A 20,554-nucleotide genomic window follows, 5' to 3' on the forward strand; every position below is an offset into this window, starting at 1 on the left:
TACAGTGCAGTTTCAATGATTACCGCTTAATGAGTACGTCGGTTCCAGGGCATGATATCCAGCAATCGCGCCATGCCGCAAAAGCCGGTCACGCCAGCGAGTATTAGCCCGGCGCCCACAAAACCGCTCAGCAGGAAGAAGGCGCTGCTAACGGTGTAGCCCAGAATGACGCCGAGTAAGGCAAGGCTGCCGGCGGCTATCTGCACCTGGCGCATCAGTGGTAACGGTTGTGAACGATCTTTTGCCACCGGAAAACCTGCGGCTTTCCAGCCGTCAATGCCACCTTCCAACAACCAGACCTGCGCAGGCGCGGCAATAGCGTTCAGTTTTGTCGCCGCGTTTTGTGTACGTTTGCCTGACTGGCAGTGAAAAATCACCTGCCCGGCGCGTAAATTCGCAGGCAGCGATCCCTGCTCAAGCGTAGGTAATGGCGCCAGATGCGCCTCCGGAATATGCTCGTACAGATACTCGTCAGCATCGCGGATATCAATCAGTTTTGCGCCTTGTGCGACCAGCGTCTGCGCCTCGCGCGGGGAAATCGTCCCAATGGTCATGATGGCTCCTTATGGGCAATACAGTGTTTTTAATGTGGCAATCAGTGAATTCACGGCCGCATTTTTGATGGAGTACAGGATACGCTGGGCATCGCGTTGGCTGTCTATCAGGCCCTCTTCACGCATACGCGCCAGATGCTGCGAAGTGGCGGAAGGACTCAGGCCGGTAACACGGGCTAATTCGCCCGCGCTGGTACCGGGTGAGCCGCAGAGCATGCACAAAATCAGCAACCTTTTCGGGTTACTCATCGCTTTTAGCAGGGCGGCAGCCTGCTCAGCGCTGGCCTGGAGTTGTTCAAGTTCAGTCATATGTATTTAAGTATGTTCTAAATTAAGCTTATTCTAAAATAAGCGGTCAACGTACGCCAGCGTAAAGAGCGTAAAGGAGGGTAAAACAGCAGGGGAAGGCTGGCAGAGTTAGGTACACTGACTATGCTTAGAGATAAAATCTCTTTTTAAACAATGAGTAACTTTTTGCTTGTATGGAGTGTGTATGGGTTTCTGGAGAATCGTTTTTACTATTATTCTGCCCCCGCTTGGCGTGCTGCTGGGGAAGGGGTTCGGCTGGGCATTTATCCTCAATATTGTTCTGACGCTGCTGGGCTACATCCCGGGTCTGATCCACGCCTTCTGGATACAAACGCGTAACTAATTACTTTTCTACTACGGCGCTCTGGCGCCGTTTTCTTTGCGCTTCTTTCTCCTCTGCTACACTTCCTGGTGTTGATTGTTAACTACCGAGGTGGATATGGGACTCTTTAATTTTGTAAAAGATGCGGGTGAAAAACTGTGGGATGCGGTTACTGGCAACCATGACACTGCCGATCTGGCAAAAAAGGTACAGGAACACCTGAACAAAACGGGCATCCCGGATGCGGATAAAGTGAACGTCCAAATTAACGAAGGTAAAGCCACCGTTTCTGGCGATGGATTAAGTCAGGAAGCGAAAGAAAAAATCCTGATTGCGATTGGTAATATCTCTGGTATTGCCAGCGTCGACGATCAGGTAAAAACTTCTGCACCGGCGAGTGAAAGCCAGTTTTATACCGTAAAATCAGGGGATACCCTGAGCGCTATTGCCAAACAGGTATACGGTAACGCCAACCTGTATAACCAGATATTTGAAGCGAATAAACCGATGCTGAAAAGCCCCGATAAAATTTATCCAGGGCAGGTTTTACGTATTCCAGAACAATAAGAATGTTCAGGCTTATTGCGTCAGCAATTTGCCGGACATCGCTTGTTGAATAATCGGAATGGGCGTCAGCAGGTGCTGGCGCATTAATTCGCTGGCACGTGCAGCATCGCGTGCCAGAATTGCTTCGGTCAGCGTTTGGTGCTGATCGTGTTTATCTTCCAACATCTCCACCGACAGCACCGTCTTTCGCAGCCAGATAAACCGGTAGCGCGCCGCCAAATCGAATAGCCGTTCGCGCATTTGCAGCAGATACTGTGAACCGCAGCCAGCGACAATTGCCGAATGAAAAGCCTGATGGCGCTGATCCCACTCGTCGAGCATCTGTTCACTGGCGTCAACGGCTTCAAGCTTGCCGAGCATATGCGCCCGCGCCAGAATTTCAGCTTCCCAGGCGTCGCCGCCGCGTTCAATGGCCAGCGCGACCAGCATGGCTTCCATATTGGCGCGGGCATCGAAAATATCGAGCAACTCCTGTTCGGACATTGGGGCGACACGATACCCTTTCTGATTGACCACCGTGACCAGCCGCTCGGCAACCAACTGCGAAAGCGCTTCGCGTAACGGTCCCACGCCAAGCTCATAGCGTGAGGTCAGCAGGCTCATACGCAGTTTTTCATCAGGCTGATACACACCGCGGATGATGTCGTTTTTCAGCCAGCGGTATCCATCAATGGCCGTCGGTTGGGGAATGGCGGTCATGGTCTTACTCCTGAACGGTTTTCCCGGCCTGCGCCGGGAAAAGGTTTAATGCGTATTTTGCAACGGTGCTTTTTGCCACGATAGCAGTTTTTTCCAGCGTGACATAATAGGCACGGTGCAAATAATTCCTATGGCTAACAACCCGGTAGAGATAACTTCCAGCTGTTGAGCCGGGCGAAAGAGCATCACCACCAGCACAAAGATAATAAAGGCGATTACCAGCCAGGTAAGCCACGGATAGAGCCACATTTTCAGTTTAATTTCACCGCCTCGCGCCAGCAGGATTTTGCGCATCCGCAGTTGGGAAATTGCAATCACCAGATAAACCAACAGGGCGATGGCGCCGGAGCTGTCGATCAGGAATTTGAACACCTTGGCCGGGGCGTAATAGTTGACCACCACGGTGAGGAACGCGGCCCCCGTAGACAGCAGCACCGCCACATAAGGCGTTTTACTCCGGTTCGTTTTACCCATAAAGGCGGGAGCATCGCCACGACGGCTCAGGGAGTAAAGCATACGCGAGGACGTATACAGCGCGGAGTTCAGACAACTGGTTACCGACAGCAATATGACACAGTCCATGATCAGCTTCGCGTGTGGGATATGCAGTAACTCCAGCACCGAGCGGTAAGAGCCCACCTCTTTCAGTCCCGGCATGTTCCACGGAATCAGCGCGACGACCACGAAAATAGAGCACAGATAGAAGATGGAGATACGCCAGATAACCGAGTTGGTGGCGCGGACGATGTGCTTATCCGGGGTATCGGACTCGGCGGCGGCGATGGTAACAATCTCTGCGCCCATAAAGGAGAACATGGTGATTAGCATCGCGCTGATCACCGCGCCAAAGCCGTTGGGCATGAAGCCGCCCTGATCCCACAGGCGCGAAACTCCGCTGACCTCGGCATAGGGATAGAAACCGCTAATCGCCACCGCGCCGAGAGTGATAAACGCCAGAATGGCAATCACTTTGCACAGCGCCAGCCAGAACTCGAACTCACCGTAATTTTTGACGCTCAGCAAATTACTGCCGGTTAATGCCAACGTGATAACCAGAGAAAACAGCCAGATAGGAATGCCTGGAACCCAGGAGTGCAGAATGATGGCGGCGATATTCGCTTCCAGCGGGATAACCAACACCCAGAACCACCAGTACAGCCAGCCGATGGTATAACCCGCCCACGGCCCGATGGCCTTATCGGCGTAGGTGGAAAAGGAACCGGTATCCGGGGTGGCAACGGCCATTTCGGCCAGCATGCGCATAATCATCACCACCAGCAATCCGGCGAACAGATAGGCCAGTAATACTGCGGGACCGGCTTCTGCAATCGCCACGCTTGAACCCACAAACAAACTTGCGCCGATAACCCCGGCAATAGACAGCATGGTGACGTGGCGTGATTTCAGCCCGCCCCCTAAATCATGTGATTGTGACACTTGCCCCATCTTTTAAACCTCTCGAAAGTATTTCACTTGGGAGAGCACCCCGGCATTCCCGCGCCGGGGCACGCGTATTTATTGTTATTGACCCTGTCTGCCGGATGGCGGCTCCGCCTTATCCGGCCTGAGGATTGCGTTTTTTATTGGTCGAATGCGGTGTTAACCCTGCTTCGCTTCGGCAAAACACTGAGCGATAATGTCCAGCCCCTGGCGGATTTGGGCATCTTCAATGGTCAGTGGGACAAGAATGCGCAGTACGTTGTAGTAAGGTCCGCAGGAGAGCAGGATCAGCCCTTTATCGCGCGCACGCGCGACGATTTCCGCGGTCAGTTTGGCGTCTGGTTTCGTGTGATCGCCGTCTTCAAACAGTTCGATTGCGATCATCGCTCCCAGCCCGCGTACATCGCCAATCTCGCGGTGGCTTTCCGCGATAGCCTGCAGGCCTTCGCGCAGGGTTTGACCCAGCTCGTTGGCTTTTTGCAGCAGATTTTCCTGTTCGAAAATATTCAGTACCGCCAGTGCGGCGGCGCAGGCAATCGGGTTACCGGCATAGGTACCGCCCAGACCGCCCGGTGGGATAGCGTCCATGACTTCGGCGCGCCCGGTCACTCCCGCCAGCGGGAAGCCACCGGCAATAGATTTGGCGAAGGTGGTGAGATCGGGCGCAACGCCCATCTGCTCCATAGCGAACAGCGTACCGGTACGGCCCGCGCCGCTCTGTACTTCATCGGCAATCAGCATGATGCCGTGCTCGTCACAAATAGCGCGCAGACGTTGCATAAAAGCAGGAGAGGCGGCGTAAAAACCACCTTCGCCCTGGACGGGCTCAATCACGATGGCGGCAACGTCTTCCGGAGCGGCATCATTTTTGAAGATACGGTGAATGCTGGCGATAGCATCGTCTTCACTGATGCCGTGCAGCGGGCAAGGATAAAGCGCACGGTACACGTGGCCCGGCATCAGTCCCATTCCTGCAGAGTACGGGTTTACTTTCCCGGTCAGCGACAGGGTGTAGTGGGTTCGACCGTGGTAAGCGCCGCTGAAGGCGATAGTGCCGGTTCGTTTGGTGGCGGCGCGGGCGATTTTCACCGCGTTTTCCACCGCTTCCGAGCCGGTTGTCACCAGCAGGGTTTTTTTGGCGAAATCGCCCGGCACTTTCTTATTCATGATTTCGCACAGCTCCAGGTACGGCTCATAGGCCAGCACCTGGAAACAGGTATGGGACAGCTTTTTCAACTGTGCTTCTACCGCAGAGACGATCTGCGGGTGCAGGTGGCCGGTGTTCAGCACCGCAATACCGCCAGCAAAATCGAGGAATTCACGGCCTTCAACGTCCCAGACTCGACAGTTTTCTGCACGCTCGGCAAAAATAGGGTGGATTTGTCCTACGCCACGGGGAACGGCGTTGCTGCGACGTTGCATAAGTTCTTTGTTGGTGCTCATCAGGTGTTCTCCAGTATTTATTTTATTAAAGGCCGATGCACATATATTTGATTTCTAAGTAGTCTTCGATGCCGTATTTCGATCCTTCACGGCCAAGACCGGAGGCTTTGATTCCCCCAAACGGGGCGACTTCGTTGGAGATAATGCCGGTGTTAATCCCGACAATGCCGTATTCCAGCGCTTCGCCAACGCGAAAGACGCGGCTCAAATCACGGGCGTAGAAATAGGCGGCCAGACCAAACTCAGTGTCATTAGCCTGAGCGATGACGTCAGCCTCGTCCTTAAACCGGAACAGCGGAGCCAGCGGGCCGAACGTCTCTTCTTTGGCGACCTTCGCGTTGTCAGGCACATCCACCAAAATGGTGGGCTGGAAGAAGTTGCCGCCGAGTGCGTGAGGTTTGCCACCCGCGATAATGCGCGCGCCTTTATCCAGAGCATCGGCGATGTGTTCCTGCACTTTGGCTACCGCTTTCTCGTCGATCAGCGGCCCGGTGGTGACGTCAGGCTGTAGACCATCACCGAGGTGCAGTTTGCTCACTGCCTGCTGGAGTTTTTCGGCAAAACGGTCATACACGCCGTCCTGCACGTACAGGCGGTTGGCGCAGACACAGGTTTGGCCTGCGTTACGGAACTTCGATGCCAGTGCGCCTTCCACGGCTTTATCAAGATCGGCATCGTCAAAGACGATAAACGGCGCATTGCCGCCCAGCTCCAGCGACACTTTTTTGATGTCTTTGGCGCACTGCTGCATTAACTGACGGCCAATTTCGGTTGAGCCGGTAAATGACAGCTTGCGTACCAGCGGGTTGCCAGTCAGCTCGTTGCCGACCGCGCTCGCTGAACCGGTCACCACACTGAAAACGCCTGCCGGGATCCCGGCGCGATTGGCAAGCTCTGCCAGCGCCAGTGCGGAGTAGGGGGTCTGGCTGGCCGGTTTAAGCACCATTGTGCAACCAGCCGCCAGCGCCGGACCAGCTTTGCGGGTAATCATCGCCGCGGGGAAGTTCCACGGCGTAATCGCGGCGGTAACGCCGATCGGCTGTTTGATGACGATTAGGCGTTTGTCGGCCTGGTGGCCGGGGATCGTATCGCCATAGATACGTTTGCCCTCTTCGGCAAACCACTCAATAAAGGAAGCGGCATAGGTGATTTCACCTTTGGCTTCTGCCAGCGGTTTACCCTGTTCCAGGGTCATCAGACGGGCGAGATCGTCCTGATGCTCAATCATCAGGTTGAACCAGCGGCGCAGGATGTTGGCCCGCTCTTTGGCGGTCAGCGCACGCCAGGCGGGCAGAGCGCGGTTAGCGGCGTTAATCGCTTCGCGGGTTTCATCCGCCCCCATTTTCGGTACGCTACCTAATTGCTGACCGTTGGCGGGGTTGGTCACCGCGATGGTCTCGCCGCTGTTGGCGTCACGCCAGTTGCCGTCGATCAGTGCCTGCTGGCGAAATAAGGTTGGATCGTTAAGTTGCATAATTGCGTCCTGTCTAAATCGTTTTAACGGGTGAATGCGGCGTGTAATGTTTCCACGCTACGTGCCGCACGCAGCGTGCGTCCGGGATTACTCTGGTTCTCCAGCAGCGCATGAACTTTGCTGACAATATGCGCGCCGATAGGGATCGCTGACGTTGCTGCCGGAGAAGGCGCGTTACAGGTGTGAATTGAGCGTGGCGTGGTGACAAACAGGAAATCGTCGATTAGCTTGCCGTCCGGCGACACAGCCTGTGCCCGCACGCCTGCAGGCCAGGGCTGCAGATCCTTGAGCGTCAGACTCGGGCAGTACTTTTGTACCAGCCGCAGATAACCGCTTTTGCACAGCGAATTCTTCATTTCGCCAAGTCCTGAGCGCAGGTTGTTTTGCAGCACGCGACGAATGCCGGAAGAGCTGAGGATCTCCAGCGTATCGCTGAGCGAGAAGTCGCGTTTACGGTAGCCTTCACGTTTAAATGCCAGTACCGCGTTGGGGCCCACGGTGACGCTGCCGTCAATCATCCGGGTCAGATGAACGCCGAGAAACGGCATCGCCGGGTCGGGGATGGGGTAGATCAGATGGTTGACTATCTGGTTATGTTCTGACGCCAGACGGAAATATTCGCCACGGAACGGACAGATGATAAATCCGGGTTCAACGCCGAGCATTTTCACTAGTCGGTCCGCCATCAGGCCAGAGCAGCTAATCAGCGTCGCTCCCTCAAATTCCTGACCCTGACGGGTATGTACGACAACGCCCGCAGCGTGCTCTTTTAGCGCGCTGACCTCAGCGTTGTAGATAATCTCACCGCCTTTGGCCTGAAATATTTTCGCCATCGCGGCGGTGACTTCGCGGTAGCTGACGATCCCGCTCGACGGAACAAAAATACCGCCCAGCCCGGTGATGTTGGGTTCACGCTCGCGAAGCTCCTGCGCATTCAGCCATTCGCGCTCAAGGCCGTTAGCGGCGGTGCGATCCCACAGCGCGCGCATGCGCTCCATTTCCAGTTCGGAGGTGGCAACCAGCATTTTTCCGCAGACGTCGTAGCGGATGCCGTTTTGGTCGCAAAAGGCTTTTGTGGCGCGATTTCCGGCCAGGCAAAACTGCGCCTTCAGGCTGCCGGGGGTGTAATAGACCCCGGCATGAATTACGCCGCTGTTGTGGCCCGTCTGGTGACAGGCCGGGCCGGACTCTTTTTCCAGCAGCGCGATTCTGGCGTCCGGATAGACATCAATCAGCTGCATGGCGGTCGACATGCCGATAATGCCGCCGCCAATAATCACAAAATCATACATCCGCTTTTTTCCTTCGCGCTTACTGATGGGTCTGGTAGTGGTTTGTCGCGTAAGCGAAATAACCACGCTGGCGCATCAGTTCGCGGCGCAGGTCAGGATGCGAGGTGAAGCGATCGCGACCGTGCAACCAGAACAGGTTGTTGATTAGCAGGAATTTACCGACTGAAACCGGAACGGAAATAATGGCCTTGCTGGTTTCCAACGCATCGGACAAATCGCTCAGCCAGACGCCTTCTTCATAATCTTTAGGCTGGACGAACTGGTCGATGTAGCGCATCACCGGGCGGCCCTGCTGGTCAACGTCAAACACCGGATGGAACACTTCCTGGCTGACGTTTTTGCTTGGCGGTGCGGCAAAGCGCATGGCGCGACGCGCCAGCGGGTGGGTAAAGTACTGATCCAGATGTTCCCAGTCGTCGAGGTGCAGCAGCAGCGAGTTACCGCCGGTCATGTTCTGCTCGTCAATCTTCATCATCAGCACATAGTCGGTGATTTCTTCGAGGTAGGTTCCGTCGTTATGCAGCTCCATTACACGGTGCGGCTGGCGCAGATAGCTGTCTGAGTTATCAACGTTTTTCACCACAAAACGGGCATAGTATTGACCGCTCATCGCATCAAAATTGGAGCGCCCGATAAGATGCGCTACCGCCGTCGCCAGCTTGACCATCTCTTCAGCCTGTGCCACATCATCTACGCCAACAGCGTTGATCAGCAGTGCGCCTTCGGCACGATCGAGCAACGTTTTCAGCAGCAAAGGCTGCAACTGATTGCCGCACAGGTCGTCGAGGATCTTGCCCACTTTGAAGCGCAGGAAGGATTTGTATTCCAGTGCCTGCACCGGCCACTGCGCTACGGCTTTCAGAAATTGCTCAGTGGTTTCAGCGGAAAAAGTCAGCTCCAGCAGGCGTGGGGACTGGGCTGATGGTTTCAACGTGAAACCGCTGTAGTGCTGGGCTGGATCATCAGCGTTCGGTTTTACGGCAGTCAGTGCGTTCATCAAATCGTTCCTCTCAGTAGATTGTCAGGGAGATATGGCGCAGCTCGTTTCGTAGCCATAAATTAAAAATATCTACATTTTTGAAAAACGCGCACAGAATGGGCTTGTTTGTTTATTATTTGTGATCAAAAACAACAATTATTTAACATTATAAAAAGTGAGGTTAAGTACGGAGAGGAAAAGGGAGGACAGGTAATGTTATTTTAAAACAAAGAGTTAATTATTCTGCCGCTGAGGGTAACTCAACGGCAGCAGCAAAATCAGTAACCGACTTTATAAATGCGTCCGGTTTGGATGCCTTCCACGCTGCGGCGATAGGCATTGGCAACGGTAGCGGCGGGGACGCTTTCAAAGCCTGGGAAGAAACCATCGTATGCTTCGGCGGATTCACTGAGTACGGTTGGGCTTATCAGGTTTATGCGCTGACCACGACCTAGCTCACAGGCAGCAGCGCGCACAAATCCTTCCAGTCCGGCATTGATCGTTGCCGCATTCGCCCCTTGTGCGATGGGTTCATGGGCGATAATGCCGCTAATTAGCGTAATCGAGCCGCCATCATTGAGGAAATGTTGCCCGGTTAATGCCAGACGTATTTGGCCTAACAGCTTATCCTGTAATCCCTGATTAAAGTCCTCGTCGGTCATTGTCGACAGCGGGCCAAAGAACAGGTTGCCGGTGGCGGAAACGATCGCATCTACCCGACCGACTTTTTCAAACAATGCCTCGACACTCTCCTGCGAGGTGATATCGACCTGGTAATCTCCCTGCGTGCGACCTACGCGGATCACCTCATGTTTACGGCTTAACGTTTCTGTGACTGCGCGCCCCACTGTACCGCTGGCACCAATAATGACGATTTTCATAACCACCTCCAGAATAGTGTGAGCCGCTATTCTTTAATGAAAATGAAATCGGATAAACTGGCTATAAGTTAGATGATTACTAACCAGAGGTTTGTAATATGGATAAGCTGCGCGGCATGGAAACGTTTATCGCCGTGGTGGAGAGCGGAAGCTTTACCTCCGCGGCAACAAGACTCGAGATGTCTGCGGTGATGGTGGGAAAATATATCACCCAACTGGAAGCACAGCTTGGCACGCGTCTGCTGGAGCGCAATACTCGCCGCCAGAGCCTGACCGATGCCGGGCGTGTCTATTTTGAAGAAGCCCGCCGCGTGCTGGAGCAGGTGTCGATAGCCGAGCGTTCGGTAGAGCGTCTGCGGCTGGCCCCTGCGGGGACGCTGCGCATTAGCGCGCCTACTTCTTTTGGCGCTTGCGTTATCTCGCCGCTGGCCGCTGCGTTTTTACAGGCCTGGCCAGACGTGCGCATTGAGCTGGATCTGACCAACCGGATGGTTGATCTGGTGAATGAAGGCGTCGACCTGGCGATCCGTATTGGCGATATCCATCAGACTGATGTGGTGGCGAAATACCTGTGTCCTTACCGTATGGCGATCTGTGCATCAAAGGATTATCTTGCCCGTCATGGCACGCCCCTTACGCCTGCGGATCTGGTGGATCATCTGTGCCTGTCCCATACCGTGTGGACGGCTCGCAACGAATGGATACTGCCTGGCGTGACGGGCGAAGTCAGATGGAAGCGCGATGCGATCCTGCGCTGTAACGATGGTCATGGCCTGCGTATGGCGGCGGTAGCGGGGGCCGGACTGTTATTGCAACCGGAGGTGCTGCTGGCGCAAGAGTTGGCTACCGGGAAACTGATTCGGATACTGGAAAAGTTTACGCCGCAGCCGCGGCCGATTCATCTACTGTGGCGACAAGATTTGCGTCCGCTGCCTAAGCTGACGCGGTTTGTTGAGCATGTACTCAGTGCCGTTCAGGAATTAAGATGAAAATGCCGGATAAGGCGCGTCAGCGCCGCTATCCGGCATATTATTAACTGATATCCACCTGCGGTTTGCTGTTACGTTTACGAATCAGGCGTAGCACTGGTGGGACCACGATAACCAGTACCGCCATCACCAGCAGCACTTTCGCCACGCCGCTGGCCCACAGAATATCCATATTACCGTTACTGATAGACAGCGCCCGACGCAGGTTCTGCTCCAGCATTTCCCCGAGAACGAAGCCTAAAATCAACGGCGACATCGGGAAGTGCATTTTGCGCAATATGTAGCCCAGCACGCCGAGGGCAACCATCAGCACCAGATCGAAAGTGGTGCTGTGGACGGCATACACGCCCACCGCGGAGACTGCCGCGATAGCCGGTACCAAAAACCACAAGGGGATGGTCAGCATACGGGTAAACAGGCCGATCAACGGGATGTTCATCACCAGCAGCATCACGTTAGCAATCAGCAGCGCCGCAATCAGCCCCCAGACGATGTCCGGCTGTTCGGTGAACATGGCCGGACCCGGGGTGATATTGTACAGCGTCAGCGCGCCCATCATCACCGCCGTGGTGCCGGAGCCCGGTACGCCGAGCGTCAGCATCGGGATAAAGGAGCCACAGGCCGAGGCGTTGTTGGCGGCTTCGGGGGCCGCCACGCCGCGTATATCCCCTTTGCCGAAGCTTTCGCTATTGCCGCTGAGCTTTTTCTCGGTCATATAGGTGATAGCGCTGGCAATGGTTGCGCCCGCGCCGGGCAGGACGCCGACGAAAAAGCCAATCACCGATGAACGCAGGGTTGCGCCAACGCACTGCGCACCTTCTTTGGCGTTAAATAACATGCGGCCCGTTTTACGCACCAGCGTCTGGCCACTGCTGGTATGTTCCAGCATTAACAGTATTTCAGAGACTGAGAACAGCCCAATCACTACCACGATAAACTGCACACCGTCGGAGAGATGAACGCTGTCAAAGGTAAAGCGATAAACCCCGGTATTGGCGTCTACGCCGACGGTCGCAAGGCCGAGACCGATAAGCGCTGCCAGAAATGATTTCAGCGGGTTTTGCGCCATCATGCTGCCGAGGCAGGCAATGGCGAAAACCATTAAGGCAAAGTATTCCGCCGGACCGAAGGCCAGCGACCATTGGGCTAACGCCGGGGCAAACAGAATGATGCCGCCGATAGCGATAAGCGAACCAATGAAAGAGCTGACCGCCGAGATAGAGAGCGCAACGCCGCCGCGGCCTTGCTGCGCCATCGGGTAGCCATCCAGCGCGGTCATAATCGCCGCCGCATCGCCGGGAACATTCAGCAAGATGGAGGAGATACGTCCGCCGTATTCGCAACCTATGTAGACCGTAGCCAGCAGGATCAGCGCAGATTCTGCAGGCAGATGCAAAGCGAAGGCCAGAGGCAGGAGGATCGCCACGCCGTTAATGGGTCCAAGACCAGGCAACAGTCCGACAATGGTACCGACAAAACAGCCAATCAGGGCGATGACCAGGTTTTCCGGCGTCATGGCCACCGCGAAACCCTGAGAAAGATAAATCCAGGTATCCATCGTTTCTCCGTTAACCCAGCCAGGCGCCGAGTGGTAAGGTGACGTCAAGCAGTCGGTCAAAGGCATACCACAGCAGAATGCCGAGTACCGCGCCGGAAATACCCGCAGCCGGAATGGTTGCGCCGAACAGCATGCCAATTACCACGGTGAGAATGGCGGTGGAGATGGGAAAACCGAGCCATTCGAAACCCCAGGCGTACATCAACAGAACAATCACCATCGTCAGCAGCTTTTGCAGCACGTGACGGCGGGGCCAACTGATGGTGTCGGGATGGCGCAACAGCAGCGCCACGGCGCATACCAGCATCAGGCTGATAATGCCAAGCGGAAAGGGACGCGGCCCAACCGGCTCATAGCTGTATTCGCTGGTGATTTGCCAGGCCACGAACAGCCCGGCTATGCAGAGCAACAGCCAGATACCTGCAAAAATACGATCGCTCATCATCTTTGCCTCTGCGCTTATTTCGCCAGACCGAAGGCTTTCGCCTGCTCACGGTAATCCGTGACCTGCTTTTTCACGTATTCGTCGAGCTGCTTACCGCTCATGTTGAATTCAAACAGGCCGCGCAGATCGCGCTGCTTTTTAAACTCATCGGTCTGCTGGAGTTTGTTAAAGGCATCAACCCACCACTGATACTCGGCGTCGCTGACTTTTGGTCCAACGTAGAAACCACGAATGATGGGCCACACGAGGTCATAACCCTGCTCTTTGGCGGTTGGCACGTTAGCTAACTGGCCTGGCAGACGTTGATCAGAGAACACGGCGAGCACGCGGATTTTGTCGCCGCTAAGATAAGGCACCATCTCGCTGAGATCGCCGGAAACCACCTGGACGTGATTCCCCATCAGCGCGGTGACCGGTTCGCCGCCGCCCTCAAAGGCCACATAGCGCATCTTGTGTGGATCGACGTTGGCTTTTTGCGCCAGCAGCGCCGACTTCATCCAGTCCTGACTACCGATAGAGGCGCCTGCGCCAATGACCACGCTGTTAGGATCTTTCTCCATAGCCGTCAGCAGATCTTTCAGCGTTTTCCATGGTGAGTCCTGGCGTACGGCAATCATGCCGTAGTCAGTGCCCACACTTGCCAGCCAGCGGACATCATCAACGCCGTAGCGACCAAACTTCCCTTGTGACAGGTTCAGCAGCGAGCCGCCGGAGAATGCCACTACGGTACCCGCTTCAGCCGGACGTTGCGCGACGATCGCGTTATAGGCCACGGCGCCAACGCCGCCGGGCATGTAGGTTACGCGCATCGGTTTTTCGATAGCGCCGGTTTCCATCATGCTCACTTGAATCAACTTACAGGTGAGATCGAAACCACCGCCAGGTTTAGCAGGGGCGATACATTCTGTGCGCGATGGCGCTTGTTCCGCCAGAACAGAGGTACTCATCAGTAAAATGCTTGCAGTAAGGGTACGAAGTAACTGTTTTTTCATTGTTTATCCTCACGCCGGAAAACCGGATTTTCGGGTACGGAAGAAGATTTTTGTGATTATGTGAGCCGATGTGTAGCAGTTCGGTTGCATGATTGTTAAAACATTAACCTTTCAATTCCCTTTCAATGCGGCAGAAACTTTACAGGATGTGATATGCGTCTCTTATTAGCGGAAGATAACCGTGAGTTAGCTCACTGGCTGGAGAAAGCGCTGGTGCAAAACGGTTTTGCCGTCGACTGCGTTTTTGATGGGCTGGCGGCCGACCATCTTTTACATAGCGAAACGTACGCGCTGGCGGTGCTGGATATCAATATGCCGGGACTGGATGGTCTTGACGTCGTTCAGCGCCTGCGCAAACGCGGGCAGACGCTTCCTGTTCTGCTGCTGACGGCGCGCAGCGCGGTGGCCGATCGGGTGAAAGGATTGAACGTCGGGGCCGATGATTATCTGGCAAAACCGTTTGAAATCGAGGAGCTGGATGCGCGGCTGAGGGCTTTGCTACGCCGCAGTGCGGGGCAGGTGCAGGGCATACAGCAACTGGGCGAACTGGCGTTTCACGATGAGGGCTATTTTCTGTTGCAGGGGCAGCCGCTGGCGCTCACGCCGCGCGAACAGGCATTGCTGACGGTGCTGATGTACCGTCGATTGCGACCGGTTTCGCGTCAGCAGTTGTTTGAACAGGTCTTCAGTCTAAACGATGAGGTCAGCCCCGAAAGCATTGAATTGTACATCCATCGTCTGCGTAAAAAGCTACAGGGAAGCGATGTGCGCATCGCCACGCTGCGCGGGCTGGGCTATGTGCTGGAGCGTAGCGATGAAGTGGGTTAAACCCCAATCGTTGTACCTGCAACTGCTGATGTTTCTGGGTTTGCCGCTCATGTTGTTGTGGGGGTTGTCGGCATTTAACAGCTATGTCAGCGCGCTACAGGCGGCGACGCAGGCGTATGACCGGACGCTGCTCTCGTCTGCCAGAACCGTCTCCGAGCGACTGGTGGTGCACAACAAACAGCTGGAAGTGAATGTGCCGTGGGTGGTGCTGGACAGCTTTGAGCTGAATATGAACGACAGGTTGTATTACAAGGTGGTCGATCCGGCGGGGAAGGTTATCTCAGGTTATGACGATTTACCTGCGATGCCGCCTGCGACATCGCGTACGCGGCTTTATCCGGCGCTGGCGTGGTTTTATCACACTGAATATCGCGGGGAGGCAATTCGCGTGGCGCGTCTGCTGCAGCCCGTCAACGAGGGCGGCATTATCGGCATGGCCGAGATTTATGTCGCCGAAACGCTGCAATCGCGACGTTACCTGGCGCGACAGCTGCTGTTTTCCTCGTGGGTTTCGCAAGGGCTGCTGGTGCTGCTCACGCTGGTGCTGGTCGGCTGGCTGCTGCGTCGGGTGTTACGCCCGATGCGCCAGCTGTCATCGCTGATGGTGCGTCGCGAGCCTGGGCTGCTGACGCCGCTGCCGGAGCTGCTGCCGTGGTCGGAAACCCGTCTGTTGATTGTGGCATTCAACCGTTATCTGGACCGACTTCGCGGCCTGATCTCTCGCCAGGAGCGCTTCAGCGCGGATGCTTCCCATCAGCTTAAAACGCCGCTGGCGGTGCTAAAAACTCAGGCGTCGGTGGCCCTCGCCAGCCAGCAGCCGCAGCAATGGTATGAGAGTCTGCAAGCCATGAGCTCCACGCTGGACAACACCATTCAACTGACGGAAAGGCTGTTACAGCTGTCGGCTGTGAAGCGCAAAGAGCAAGGAGAAAGGCACTTCTCGCCGGTTAATTTGTATGAGGTGGTGCAAAGCAGTTGTTTCACGCGACTGGCGCAGGCGCGCAGTAAAGGGATCGATCTGGGCTATGAAGGGGAACAGGATGCGGTGTGGATTGAGGGCGATGAAGTCCTGCTTGGCGAACTGTGCGGGAATCTGCTGGATAACGCACTGAAATATACGCCGCCGCATGGTGTGGTAACCGCCCGTCTGCTGCGAAAAGGAGAGGCGGTGGTGCTGGTGGTTGAAGATAGCGGGCCGGGTATCGATGAGCAGATGGTGCACCAGGCGCTGCTACCGTTTCATCGCCTTGATAACGTCGGTAATGTCCCTGGCGCCGGGATAGGCCTGGCGCTGGTCAACGACATTGCTCGTCTGCACCGCACGCACCCTCAGCTATCACGGAGTGAAACATTAGGCGGGTTAAGCGTACGACTGCGGTTTTTATGCCTGGTGCGAGACGCTCAGGACGATCAGCATCGTCCTGCGCCTGTTATTTAAAGGTCACCGTTGCATTGACAGGGATACTAAATGTGCCGGGTTGGGGAGGATTCTTCAGCCAGAACAGGGTTGCCATGAACTCTTTGCGTCGGCTGTCGCTCTGGTTGGTAAACGCGCTGCTGGCAAAATCGATACGGTTGCCGCTGATAATGTCCCCGGAGCCGGGGTGTGCAGCATCCTGGAGCGTAACGCCGATATCTGGCGTACCCTGACCGGTAAAAACTGCGCCGCTGTTGCTCGTGGTGCCGGTAAACGTTACCGCGTAGTTGATGCCGCGACATTCATGCTTCCCGGCGGCTTCTGCGGCAATAACGGCAAACTGTTTACTGTGGCTGTTATCTTTTCCCACTTTTGCTTCGGTAATGCTGATCCTGCCAAACTCGACGGTATCCGTTCCTTTGTCAGAGCTGATAGAGACGATCGGTTCGCAGTTGATATAACTGATGTTATTCAGGCCATTAAGCGCGGGGCCAAAGTTTTTTGCCGGATTGCTGGTGGAGCAATGCGAACCGCAGGCGTTAATGCTGCCAATACCGTCGACGACGAAAACTTTGTTGATGGTGCGACCGGCCAGCGCAGGCAAAGGATCCGGGAGTTTTCCGGTAGCGACCAGACTGAGGTTAAAGGTGAAAGAAAATGTTTGTGGGCGCGCCTGGCAGTCACTGGTATGGCTGTGGTTATTACTCCTGCAGTAGTTGTCTGAACCTGCTCGGGGCAACGTTGCCTGATATTGGGTGGTGACGGCCTGGGCGCTTTGATCGTAGGGGCGACCATCAATGCTCACCACCAGTTTCATATTGGTTCCCTGCAGAAAATGCGCAAACTCATGATCAGGGTCGATGTAGATTCTGGCGGCTTCGCCGTGGGGCATATAGTCTGTGTCGCGGCAAGTGACGCTAACGGTTTGTGGATTGGACACCCAAACGGTGTCCCCAGCGGTGGTACTGTGGCTGATTTTAATGGGATCAACGTGTACGGAGACGCTGTTTGCTGTACAGGTAACCGCATAGCTTGCACAACTGAATATCGGCAAACAAAGCAGCACCACGAGTTTAACTATTTTTAACGGATTCATTGATTGCACCTTACGAGCCGACGCACTGGGCGGTAATTTGTGTATATCCGATTTTCTTCACCGGCTGGTTATGGTTATCCGGCATTTGAATAAAGCAGTGTTCATTTGCGTGGGAGCCCCAGCGCACTTCCAGGCGAGAATTGTCCTCCACGCCGCTGGCATACAGTGCGCCATGCATACCGACCAGACCGTGGCTACGACCTTTCGTATCTCGTACGTTCGCGCCGACCGGGGGGGCAATATTGCCGGGCATGACGGCATTGACCAGATAGTTGCGGCCGCTGAAGGTTTCAAACACCACTTTGCCGATGGCTTTCTCTGTTGGAACAATTTTTTTCTGTGCCTGCGGAATATCCAGCCCGGCACCAATATCAGCGGTATTCAGACTCACCACGTTGTAATGCCATGCGTCTGCGGCGGTAAGGACCGCATAGCCGTTACCGTCAATTGCCACGCCATTTTGTTGCTGGATATGGACACCGTCGGCATTTTTGGCTTCGACCAACACCATGGTATCGCCAGGAGAGTGCATGAGCGTCACGCCGCCTGCGTGCAGCATTGCCCCGCCGCTGATGCCCATATTCATATTCTGGTAGTTGCGTCCTGCGCTGTAGCCCCCCTGAACATTCATCTTGTCACCTTGCCAGGCGGCGTTAACCCCGGCAGAGGAATCCTGTCGATCGGTGGTACTGCCCTGAACGCCCCAGCTCAGACGATCGTCAAATGCTGTATTGCTGTAGCTGGTGGAGTAGCTGTCGCCATTCTGCTGGCTATGCATGATGTTGGTGGAGACAAAGCCGCGGCTATCCATGAAATCGAATGGAATGGAAAGCGTCAGGTTGATACTGCGGTCCTGGTAGTCGTACTGGTTACGGGTATCCTGTACATAAACGCTCCAGTTGATTTTCCCCAGTGTATCGTTGTAACCCAGCTGTATCGTGCGGTCGTGACTCCCGTTGTGCCAGTAGTTTTGCTGGCTGGCGCTGACGTAAAGAGAGGCATTATCCCACAAACGCTGGTTAACAGAGACCTCAAAACGTTGGCGGCGATTATTGTAGTTAGTGGTGTAGTAATGCTTTTTGTTGTGCTCTTCGCCAGGAAAACGCAGCTGTTGATTCGGGTCGTCATAGGCGATGTCGTAATAGCCCGAGGACCAGCTGTTATGCTCGTTAATGGTGTCGCTAAAGCTGTAATAACCGGAGGTATTGTAGCGGTAGCCAACCAGACGGAAATCCGTACCGTACTGGTTCAGCGATTTGGAGTATAAGAAACGATAACTTTGTCCTGTGGACGCATCTCCACTGGCGAGCTGCGCTCTGGCGGTAGTGATATCGAAAGAGATCGCGCCGAACTGGTGCAGATCCTGCGCGATCCCGGTGGCAATCGCATTATAGCTTTCTGCGGTCAGGAAACCACCGTACAACGTGGAGCCAAAGCTGAGACCATAACTCAATGTGCCTTGAACAAAGCGTGGCCGCCAGCCGCCGCTGTAACCGTCGCGGTATTCCCCTGCCGTAAACTGAAAGCGGTTATTACCTGCACGCAGCATGTTCGGGACCGCCGAATAAGGCACACTGAAATTACGCCGACTGCCATCGGCTTCAATAACGCTGACGTTCAGGTCGCCGCTTTGGTTGCTGGGGTTGATATCATCAATGTCAAATGCGCCCGGCGCGACGTTTTTACTGTAAATCAGATAGCCATTTTGACGGATTTCGATTGTGGCATTGCTATTGGCGACGCCGCGAACGACTGGCGCAAAATCGCGTTGGCTATCAGGCAACATGTTTTCATCGCTGGTGAGCTGTGCCCCGGTAAACTGGATGCTGTCAAATACATCGTCGTCCGTATAGGTTTGCCCGAAACGCAAGCGGCTACGCAGCGCAATAATATTACGTTCCACCCACGTGGAAACCGCCTGCCATTGACGGCCTGAACCGCTGGCATAGCTGAAAGTAGACTGGTTGCGAAAATGCCATCCCGCCAGGTTTATACCGTTGGCAAAACTGGCAAAAACAGAGTCATGATCCTGGCCCTGTTCAATCAGGTGCGTCGTATTGGCGTTGTAGCCGACAAAAGCGGCATTAATCCCATCGTCATAGGCCGATTCAGGCACGGCGTCATGCGCAGTCGAAAGCAGAAACGCTTCTGGTACTGAAATATCAATGCGCTGGTAGTTTGCATCTGCCGTCAGGCGGCTGTTTGCGATCAGAGCCGTGAGCTCCACGCAGGTATCGGCGTTACCCTCGGGGATTTTAATCCCGTATTTGCGCAGATCGTCCGCGCTCAGGCAAGGTTGCGGCTTGCCTTGTGGTTGACGTCTTTTAAAGTCAACATTGCGCGTTTCGACGAAGCTATGGTCAAGATATATATCGTATTCAAACGTACCTTCGCTAAGTCCGTCATTACGGGCTATTTGCACTACGGAGGTAATATTTTGCGTACCATGTACAAAACGGGTATTAAACTGCGGCGTGCTGCTGGCGTATGCAGGTATGCACACGGCCAGCGTTGACAGCGTAAAGAGGGTGTACCGTTGCGGGTGCTTATTTTTTTTCATCATGTGCAACCCCAGCTTAATTGCAAGATACCGGGACGTTATTAACCGAGTTAGTGCCGCCGTAATCATCTACCCAGCTAAAACCGATATGGCTGACTTTTTGCTGTGGCAACGCAAACGTGCGTTCGCCATGCGGATCAATCATGTCGGCATCAATGTTTTGGCCGTTAATATGTAATTGCGTCAGGGAGATATGTAACGGCGTCGCATTGACCGCCCGCAGAGTATGACCGTGGCACTGCCACTGTAATTTCTCAACGGCTTCAGGTAGCGTCATATTCAGCCCAACAGGGCGATAAAATAGTTTGATGCGAATACGCTGCGCCAGCTGTAAGGTATTTTCTTCATTCTCGATGGTGGGGATTTCCTGCACATTAATCCACACTACAGATTCAACATCCTCAGGAAAGCCGTTGCCCTGATAAATAGCTCGCAACACGGCTGATTTATGGCCGTCAAGTTTCAGGATCGGGGGCGTAATTAACATTGGCAGATTGGCAGGCGTCTCATCCGGATTACCATTATCCAGCCACGTCTGTACCATATATGGCTTGTCTGTATTATTGTTGACGTCAAACATCGCCGCTTTATCGTTCTCATTATAAATAACGCGCGTTTGACCCAAATTAATTGCGCTGTGAGCGGTGCTAACCACACACAGCAACAGGTAAAAGAATATTTTATTCATCAGGTGCACTTTCCAGGTTCA

General features: G+C 54.6%; 20 protein-coding genes. 5 read left to right on the forward strand and 15 right to left on the reverse strand.

Annotation, left to right across the window (positions count from 1 at the left end; all coding sequences use genetic code 11):
- Positions 1 to 26 precede the first annotated feature (26 nt).
- Complete coding sequence (locus tag OGV93_RS23390) at positions 27 to 554, reverse strand: rhodanese family protein (protein ID WP_016154140.1); 528 nt, start codon at positions 552 to 554, stop codon at positions 27 to 29.
- A 9-nt stretch (positions 555 to 563) separates the two neighbouring features.
- Positions 564 to 863: an ArsR/SmtB family transcription factor gene (locus OGV93_RS23395; protein ID WP_016154139.1), complete on the reverse strand. Its 300-nt coding sequence runs from the start codon at positions 861 to 863 to the stop codon at positions 564 to 566.
- 184 nt (positions 864 to 1,047) lie between these two features.
- Between OGV93_RS23395 and OGV93_RS23400 the strand changes: the two genes are divergently transcribed.
- Together OGV93_RS23400 and lysM are read left to right on the forward strand one after the other, a co-directional pair.
- Positions 1,048 to 1,206 carry a YqaE/Pmp3 family membrane protein gene (locus tag OGV93_RS23400; RefSeq protein ID WP_003037242.1) on the forward strand — a complete coding sequence of 53 codons (159 nt, stop codon included), beginning with the start codon at positions 1,048 to 1,050 and terminating at the stop codon, positions 1,204 to 1,206.
- 96 nt (positions 1,207 to 1,302) lie between these two features.
- Positions 1,303 to 1,752 (forward strand): peptidoglycan-binding protein LysM, encoded by a 450-nt coding sequence (gene lysM, locus OGV93_RS23405; RefSeq protein ID WP_016154138.1) that lies wholly within the window; start codon positions 1,303 to 1,305, stop codon positions 1,750 to 1,752.
- Positions 1,753 to 1,764: 12 nt separating this feature from the next.
- On the opposite strand, the gene csiR is transcribed toward lysM, so the two are convergent.
- The 7 genes from csiR to OGV93_RS23440 all read right to left on the reverse strand — a co-directional run bounded on the left by csiR (position 1,765) and on the right by OGV93_RS23440 (position 9,960).
- A complete protein-coding gene (gene csiR, locus OGV93_RS23410) occupies positions 1,765 to 2,451 on the reverse strand; it encodes a DNA-binding transcriptional regulator CsiR (protein ID WP_047358821.1) in 687 nt (228 codons plus the stop codon).
- Between the two features lie 45 nt (positions 2,452 to 2,496).
- Entirely contained in the window at positions 2,497 to 3,897 is a 1,401-nt protein-coding gene (gene gabP / locus OGV93_RS23415) for a GABA permease (RefSeq protein ID WP_016154136.1), read from the reverse strand.
- A gap of 153 nt (positions 3,898 to 4,050) precedes the next feature.
- Complete coding sequence (gene gabT / locus OGV93_RS23420; protein ID WP_287110238.1) at positions 4,051 to 5,334, reverse strand: 4-aminobutyrate--2-oxoglutarate transaminase; 1,284 nt, start codon at positions 5,332 to 5,334, stop codon at positions 4,051 to 4,053.
- Between the two features lie 25 nt (positions 5,335 to 5,359).
- The gene (gabD, locus tag OGV93_RS23425) at positions 5,360 to 6,808 is read right to left on the reverse strand and encodes an NADP-dependent succinate-semialdehyde dehydrogenase (RefSeq protein WP_016154134.1); all 1,449 of its coding nucleotides are present in this window, start codon (positions 6,806 to 6,808) and stop codon (positions 5,360 to 5,362) included.
- A 23-nt stretch (positions 6,809 to 6,831) separates the two neighbouring features.
- The gene (gene lhgD / locus OGV93_RS23430; RefSeq protein ID WP_016157289.1) at positions 6,832 to 8,100 is read right to left on the reverse strand and encodes an L-2-hydroxyglutarate dehydrogenase; all 1,269 of its coding nucleotides are present in this window, start codon (positions 8,098 to 8,100) and stop codon (positions 6,832 to 6,834) included.
- 19 nt (positions 8,101 to 8,119) lie between these two features.
- On the reverse strand, positions 8,120 to 9,097 hold the full coding sequence (gene glaH, locus OGV93_RS23435) for a glutarate dioxygenase GlaH (RefSeq protein ID WP_016154132.1): 978 nt from the start codon (positions 9,095 to 9,097) through the stop codon (positions 8,120 to 8,122).
- Positions 9,098 to 9,357: 260 nt separating this feature from the next.
- Positions 9,358 to 9,960, reverse strand: coding sequence for a short chain dehydrogenase (locus OGV93_RS23440; RefSeq protein WP_047414795.1), 603 nt, complete (start codon positions 9,958 to 9,960; stop codon positions 9,358 to 9,360).
- A 98-nt stretch (positions 9,961 to 10,058) separates the two neighbouring features.
- On the opposite strand from OGV93_RS23440, the gene OGV93_RS23445 reads away from it, so the two are divergent.
- The gene (locus OGV93_RS23445) at positions 10,059 to 10,949 is read left to right on the forward strand and encodes a LysR substrate-binding domain-containing protein (protein WP_046274856.1); all 891 of its coding nucleotides are present in this window, start codon (positions 10,059 to 10,061) and stop codon (positions 10,947 to 10,949) included.
- Between the two features lie 43 nt (positions 10,950 to 10,992).
- On the opposite strand, the gene OGV93_RS23450 is transcribed toward OGV93_RS23445, so the two are convergent.
- Genes OGV93_RS23450 through OGV93_RS23460 form a run of 3 tightly spaced genes read right to left on the reverse strand, consistent with a single transcriptional unit; the run spans position 10,993 to position 13,944 of the window.
- Positions 10,993 to 12,507, reverse strand: coding sequence for a tripartite tricarboxylate transporter permease (locus OGV93_RS23450; protein ID WP_047414797.1), 1,515 nt, complete (start codon positions 12,505 to 12,507; stop codon positions 10,993 to 10,995).
- 10 nt (positions 12,508 to 12,517) lie between these two features.
- Positions 12,518 to 12,952 (reverse strand): tripartite tricarboxylate transporter TctB family protein, encoded by a 435-nt coding sequence (locus tag OGV93_RS23455; RefSeq protein WP_016154128.1) that lies wholly within the window; start codon positions 12,950 to 12,952, stop codon positions 12,518 to 12,520.
- 14 nt (positions 12,953 to 12,966) lie between these two features.
- Positions 12,967 to 13,944, reverse strand: a complete 978-nt coding sequence (locus OGV93_RS23460; RefSeq protein WP_016154127.1) for a Bug family tripartite tricarboxylate transporter substrate binding protein — start codon at positions 13,942 to 13,944, stop codon at positions 12,967 to 12,969.
- Positions 13,945 to 14,097: 153 nt separating this feature from the next.
- Here OGV93_RS23460 and tctD point away from each other — a divergent pair, with 153 nt between their 5' ends.
- Both tctD and OGV93_RS23470 read left to right on the forward strand, forming a co-directional pair.
- Complete coding sequence (gene tctD, locus OGV93_RS23465; RefSeq protein WP_016157281.1) at positions 14,098 to 14,772, forward strand: transcriptional regulator TctD; 675 nt, start codon at positions 14,098 to 14,100, stop codon at positions 14,770 to 14,772.
- On the forward strand, positions 14,759 to 16,210 hold the full coding sequence (locus tag OGV93_RS23470; RefSeq protein WP_016154125.1) for a sensor histidine kinase: 1,452 nt from the start codon (positions 14,759 to 14,761) through the stop codon (positions 16,208 to 16,210). The genes tctD and OGV93_RS23470 overlap by 14 nt, the downstream gene beginning before the upstream one ends.
- On the opposite strand, the gene OGV93_RS23475 is transcribed toward OGV93_RS23470, so the two are convergent.
- Genes OGV93_RS23475 through OGV93_RS23485 form a run of 3 tightly spaced genes read right to left on the reverse strand, consistent with a single transcriptional unit; the run spans position 16,203 to position 20,533 of the window.
- Positions 16,203 to 17,285 carry a fimbrial protein gene (locus tag OGV93_RS23475; protein WP_103284135.1) on the reverse strand — a complete coding sequence of 361 codons (1,083 nt, stop codon included), beginning with the start codon at positions 17,283 to 17,285 and terminating at the stop codon, positions 16,203 to 16,205. The two genes, OGV93_RS23470 and OGV93_RS23475, sit on opposite strands and share 8 nt — an antisense overlap.
- A gap of 10 nt (positions 17,286 to 17,295) precedes the next feature.
- Entirely contained in the window at positions 17,296 to 19,848 is a 2,553-nt protein-coding gene (locus tag OGV93_RS23480) for a fimbria/pilus outer membrane usher protein (RefSeq protein ID WP_049270964.1), read from the reverse strand.
- 13 nt (positions 19,849 to 19,861) lie between these two features.
- Positions 19,862 to 20,533 carry a fimbrial biogenesis chaperone gene (locus tag OGV93_RS23485; RefSeq protein WP_287110239.1) on the reverse strand — a complete coding sequence of 224 codons (672 nt, stop codon included), beginning with the start codon at positions 20,531 to 20,533 and terminating at the stop codon, positions 19,862 to 19,864.
- Positions 20,534 to 20,554 lie beyond the last annotated feature (21 nt).

This window comes from Citrobacter sp. Cb031 (assembly GCF_030336725.1).
In the GTDB taxonomy this organism is placed as follows: domain Bacteria; phylum Pseudomonadota; class Gammaproteobacteria; order Enterobacterales; family Enterobacteriaceae; genus Citrobacter; species Citrobacter braakii.

Coding starts and splice junctions, on each gene's coding strand:
- OGV93_RS23390 (WP_016154140.1), bottom strand. CDS start 554: ATGACCATTGGGACGATTTCCCCGCGCGAGGCGCAGACGCTGGTCGCA.
- OGV93_RS23395 (WP_016154139.1), bottom strand. CDS start 863: ATGACTGAACTTGAACAACTCCAGGCCAGCGCTGAGCAGGCTGCCGCC.
- OGV93_RS23400 (WP_003037242.1), top strand. CDS start 1,048: ATGGGTTTCTGGAGAATCGTTTTTACTATTATTCTGCCCCCGCTTGGC.
- lysM (WP_016154138.1), top strand. CDS start 1,303: ATGGGACTCTTTAATTTTGTAAAAGATGCGGGTGAAAAACTGTGGGAT.
- csiR (WP_047358821.1), bottom strand. CDS start 2,451: ATGACCGCCATTCCCCAACCGACGGCCATTGATGGATACCGCTGGCTG.
- gabP (WP_016154136.1), bottom strand. CDS start 3,897: ATGGGGCAAGTGTCACAATCACATGATTTAGGGGGCGGGCTGAAATCA.
- gabT (WP_287110238.1), bottom strand. CDS start 5,334: ATGAGCACCAACAAAGAACTTATGCAACGTCGCAGCAACGCCGTTCCC.
- gabD (WP_016154134.1), bottom strand. CDS start 6,808: ATGCAACTTAACGATCCAACCTTATTTCGCCAGCAGGCACTGATCGAC.
- lhgD (WP_016157289.1), bottom strand. CDS start 8,100: ATGTATGATTTTGTGATTATTGGCGGCGGCATTATCGGCATGTCGACC.
- glaH (WP_016154132.1), bottom strand. CDS start 9,097: ATGAACGCACTGACTGCCGTAAAACCGAACGCTGATGATCCAGCCCAG.
- OGV93_RS23440 (WP_047414795.1), bottom strand. CDS start 9,960: ATGAAAATCGTCATTATTGGTGCCAGCGGTACAGTGGGGCGCGCAGTC.
- OGV93_RS23445 (WP_046274856.1), top strand. CDS start 10,059: ATGGATAAGCTGCGCGGCATGGAAACGTTTATCGCCGTGGTGGAGAGC.
- OGV93_RS23450 (WP_047414797.1), bottom strand. CDS start 12,507: ATGGATACCTGGATTTATCTTTCTCAGGGTTTCGCGGTGGCCATGACG.
- OGV93_RS23455 (WP_016154128.1), bottom strand. CDS start 12,952: ATGATGAGCGATCGTATTTTTGCAGGTATCTGGCTGTTGCTCTGCATA.
- OGV93_RS23460 (WP_016154127.1), bottom strand. CDS start 13,944: ATGAAAAAACAGTTACTTCGTACCCTTACTGCAAGCATTTTACTGATG.
- tctD (WP_016157281.1), top strand. CDS start 14,098: ATGCGTCTCTTATTAGCGGAAGATAACCGTGAGTTAGCTCACTGGCTG.
- OGV93_RS23470 (WP_016154125.1), top strand. CDS start 14,759: ATGAAGTGGGTTAAACCCCAATCGTTGTACCTGCAACTGCTGATGTTT.
- OGV93_RS23475 (WP_103284135.1), bottom strand. CDS start 17,285: ATGAATCCGTTAAAAATAGTTAAACTCGTGGTGCTGCTTTGTTTGCCG.
- OGV93_RS23480 (WP_049270964.1), bottom strand. CDS start 19,848: ATGATGAAAAAAAATAAGCACCCGCAACGGTACACCCTCTTTACGCTG.
- OGV93_RS23485 (WP_287110239.1), bottom strand. CDS start 20,533: ATGAATAAAATATTCTTTTACCTGTTGCTGTGTGTGGTTAGCACCGCT.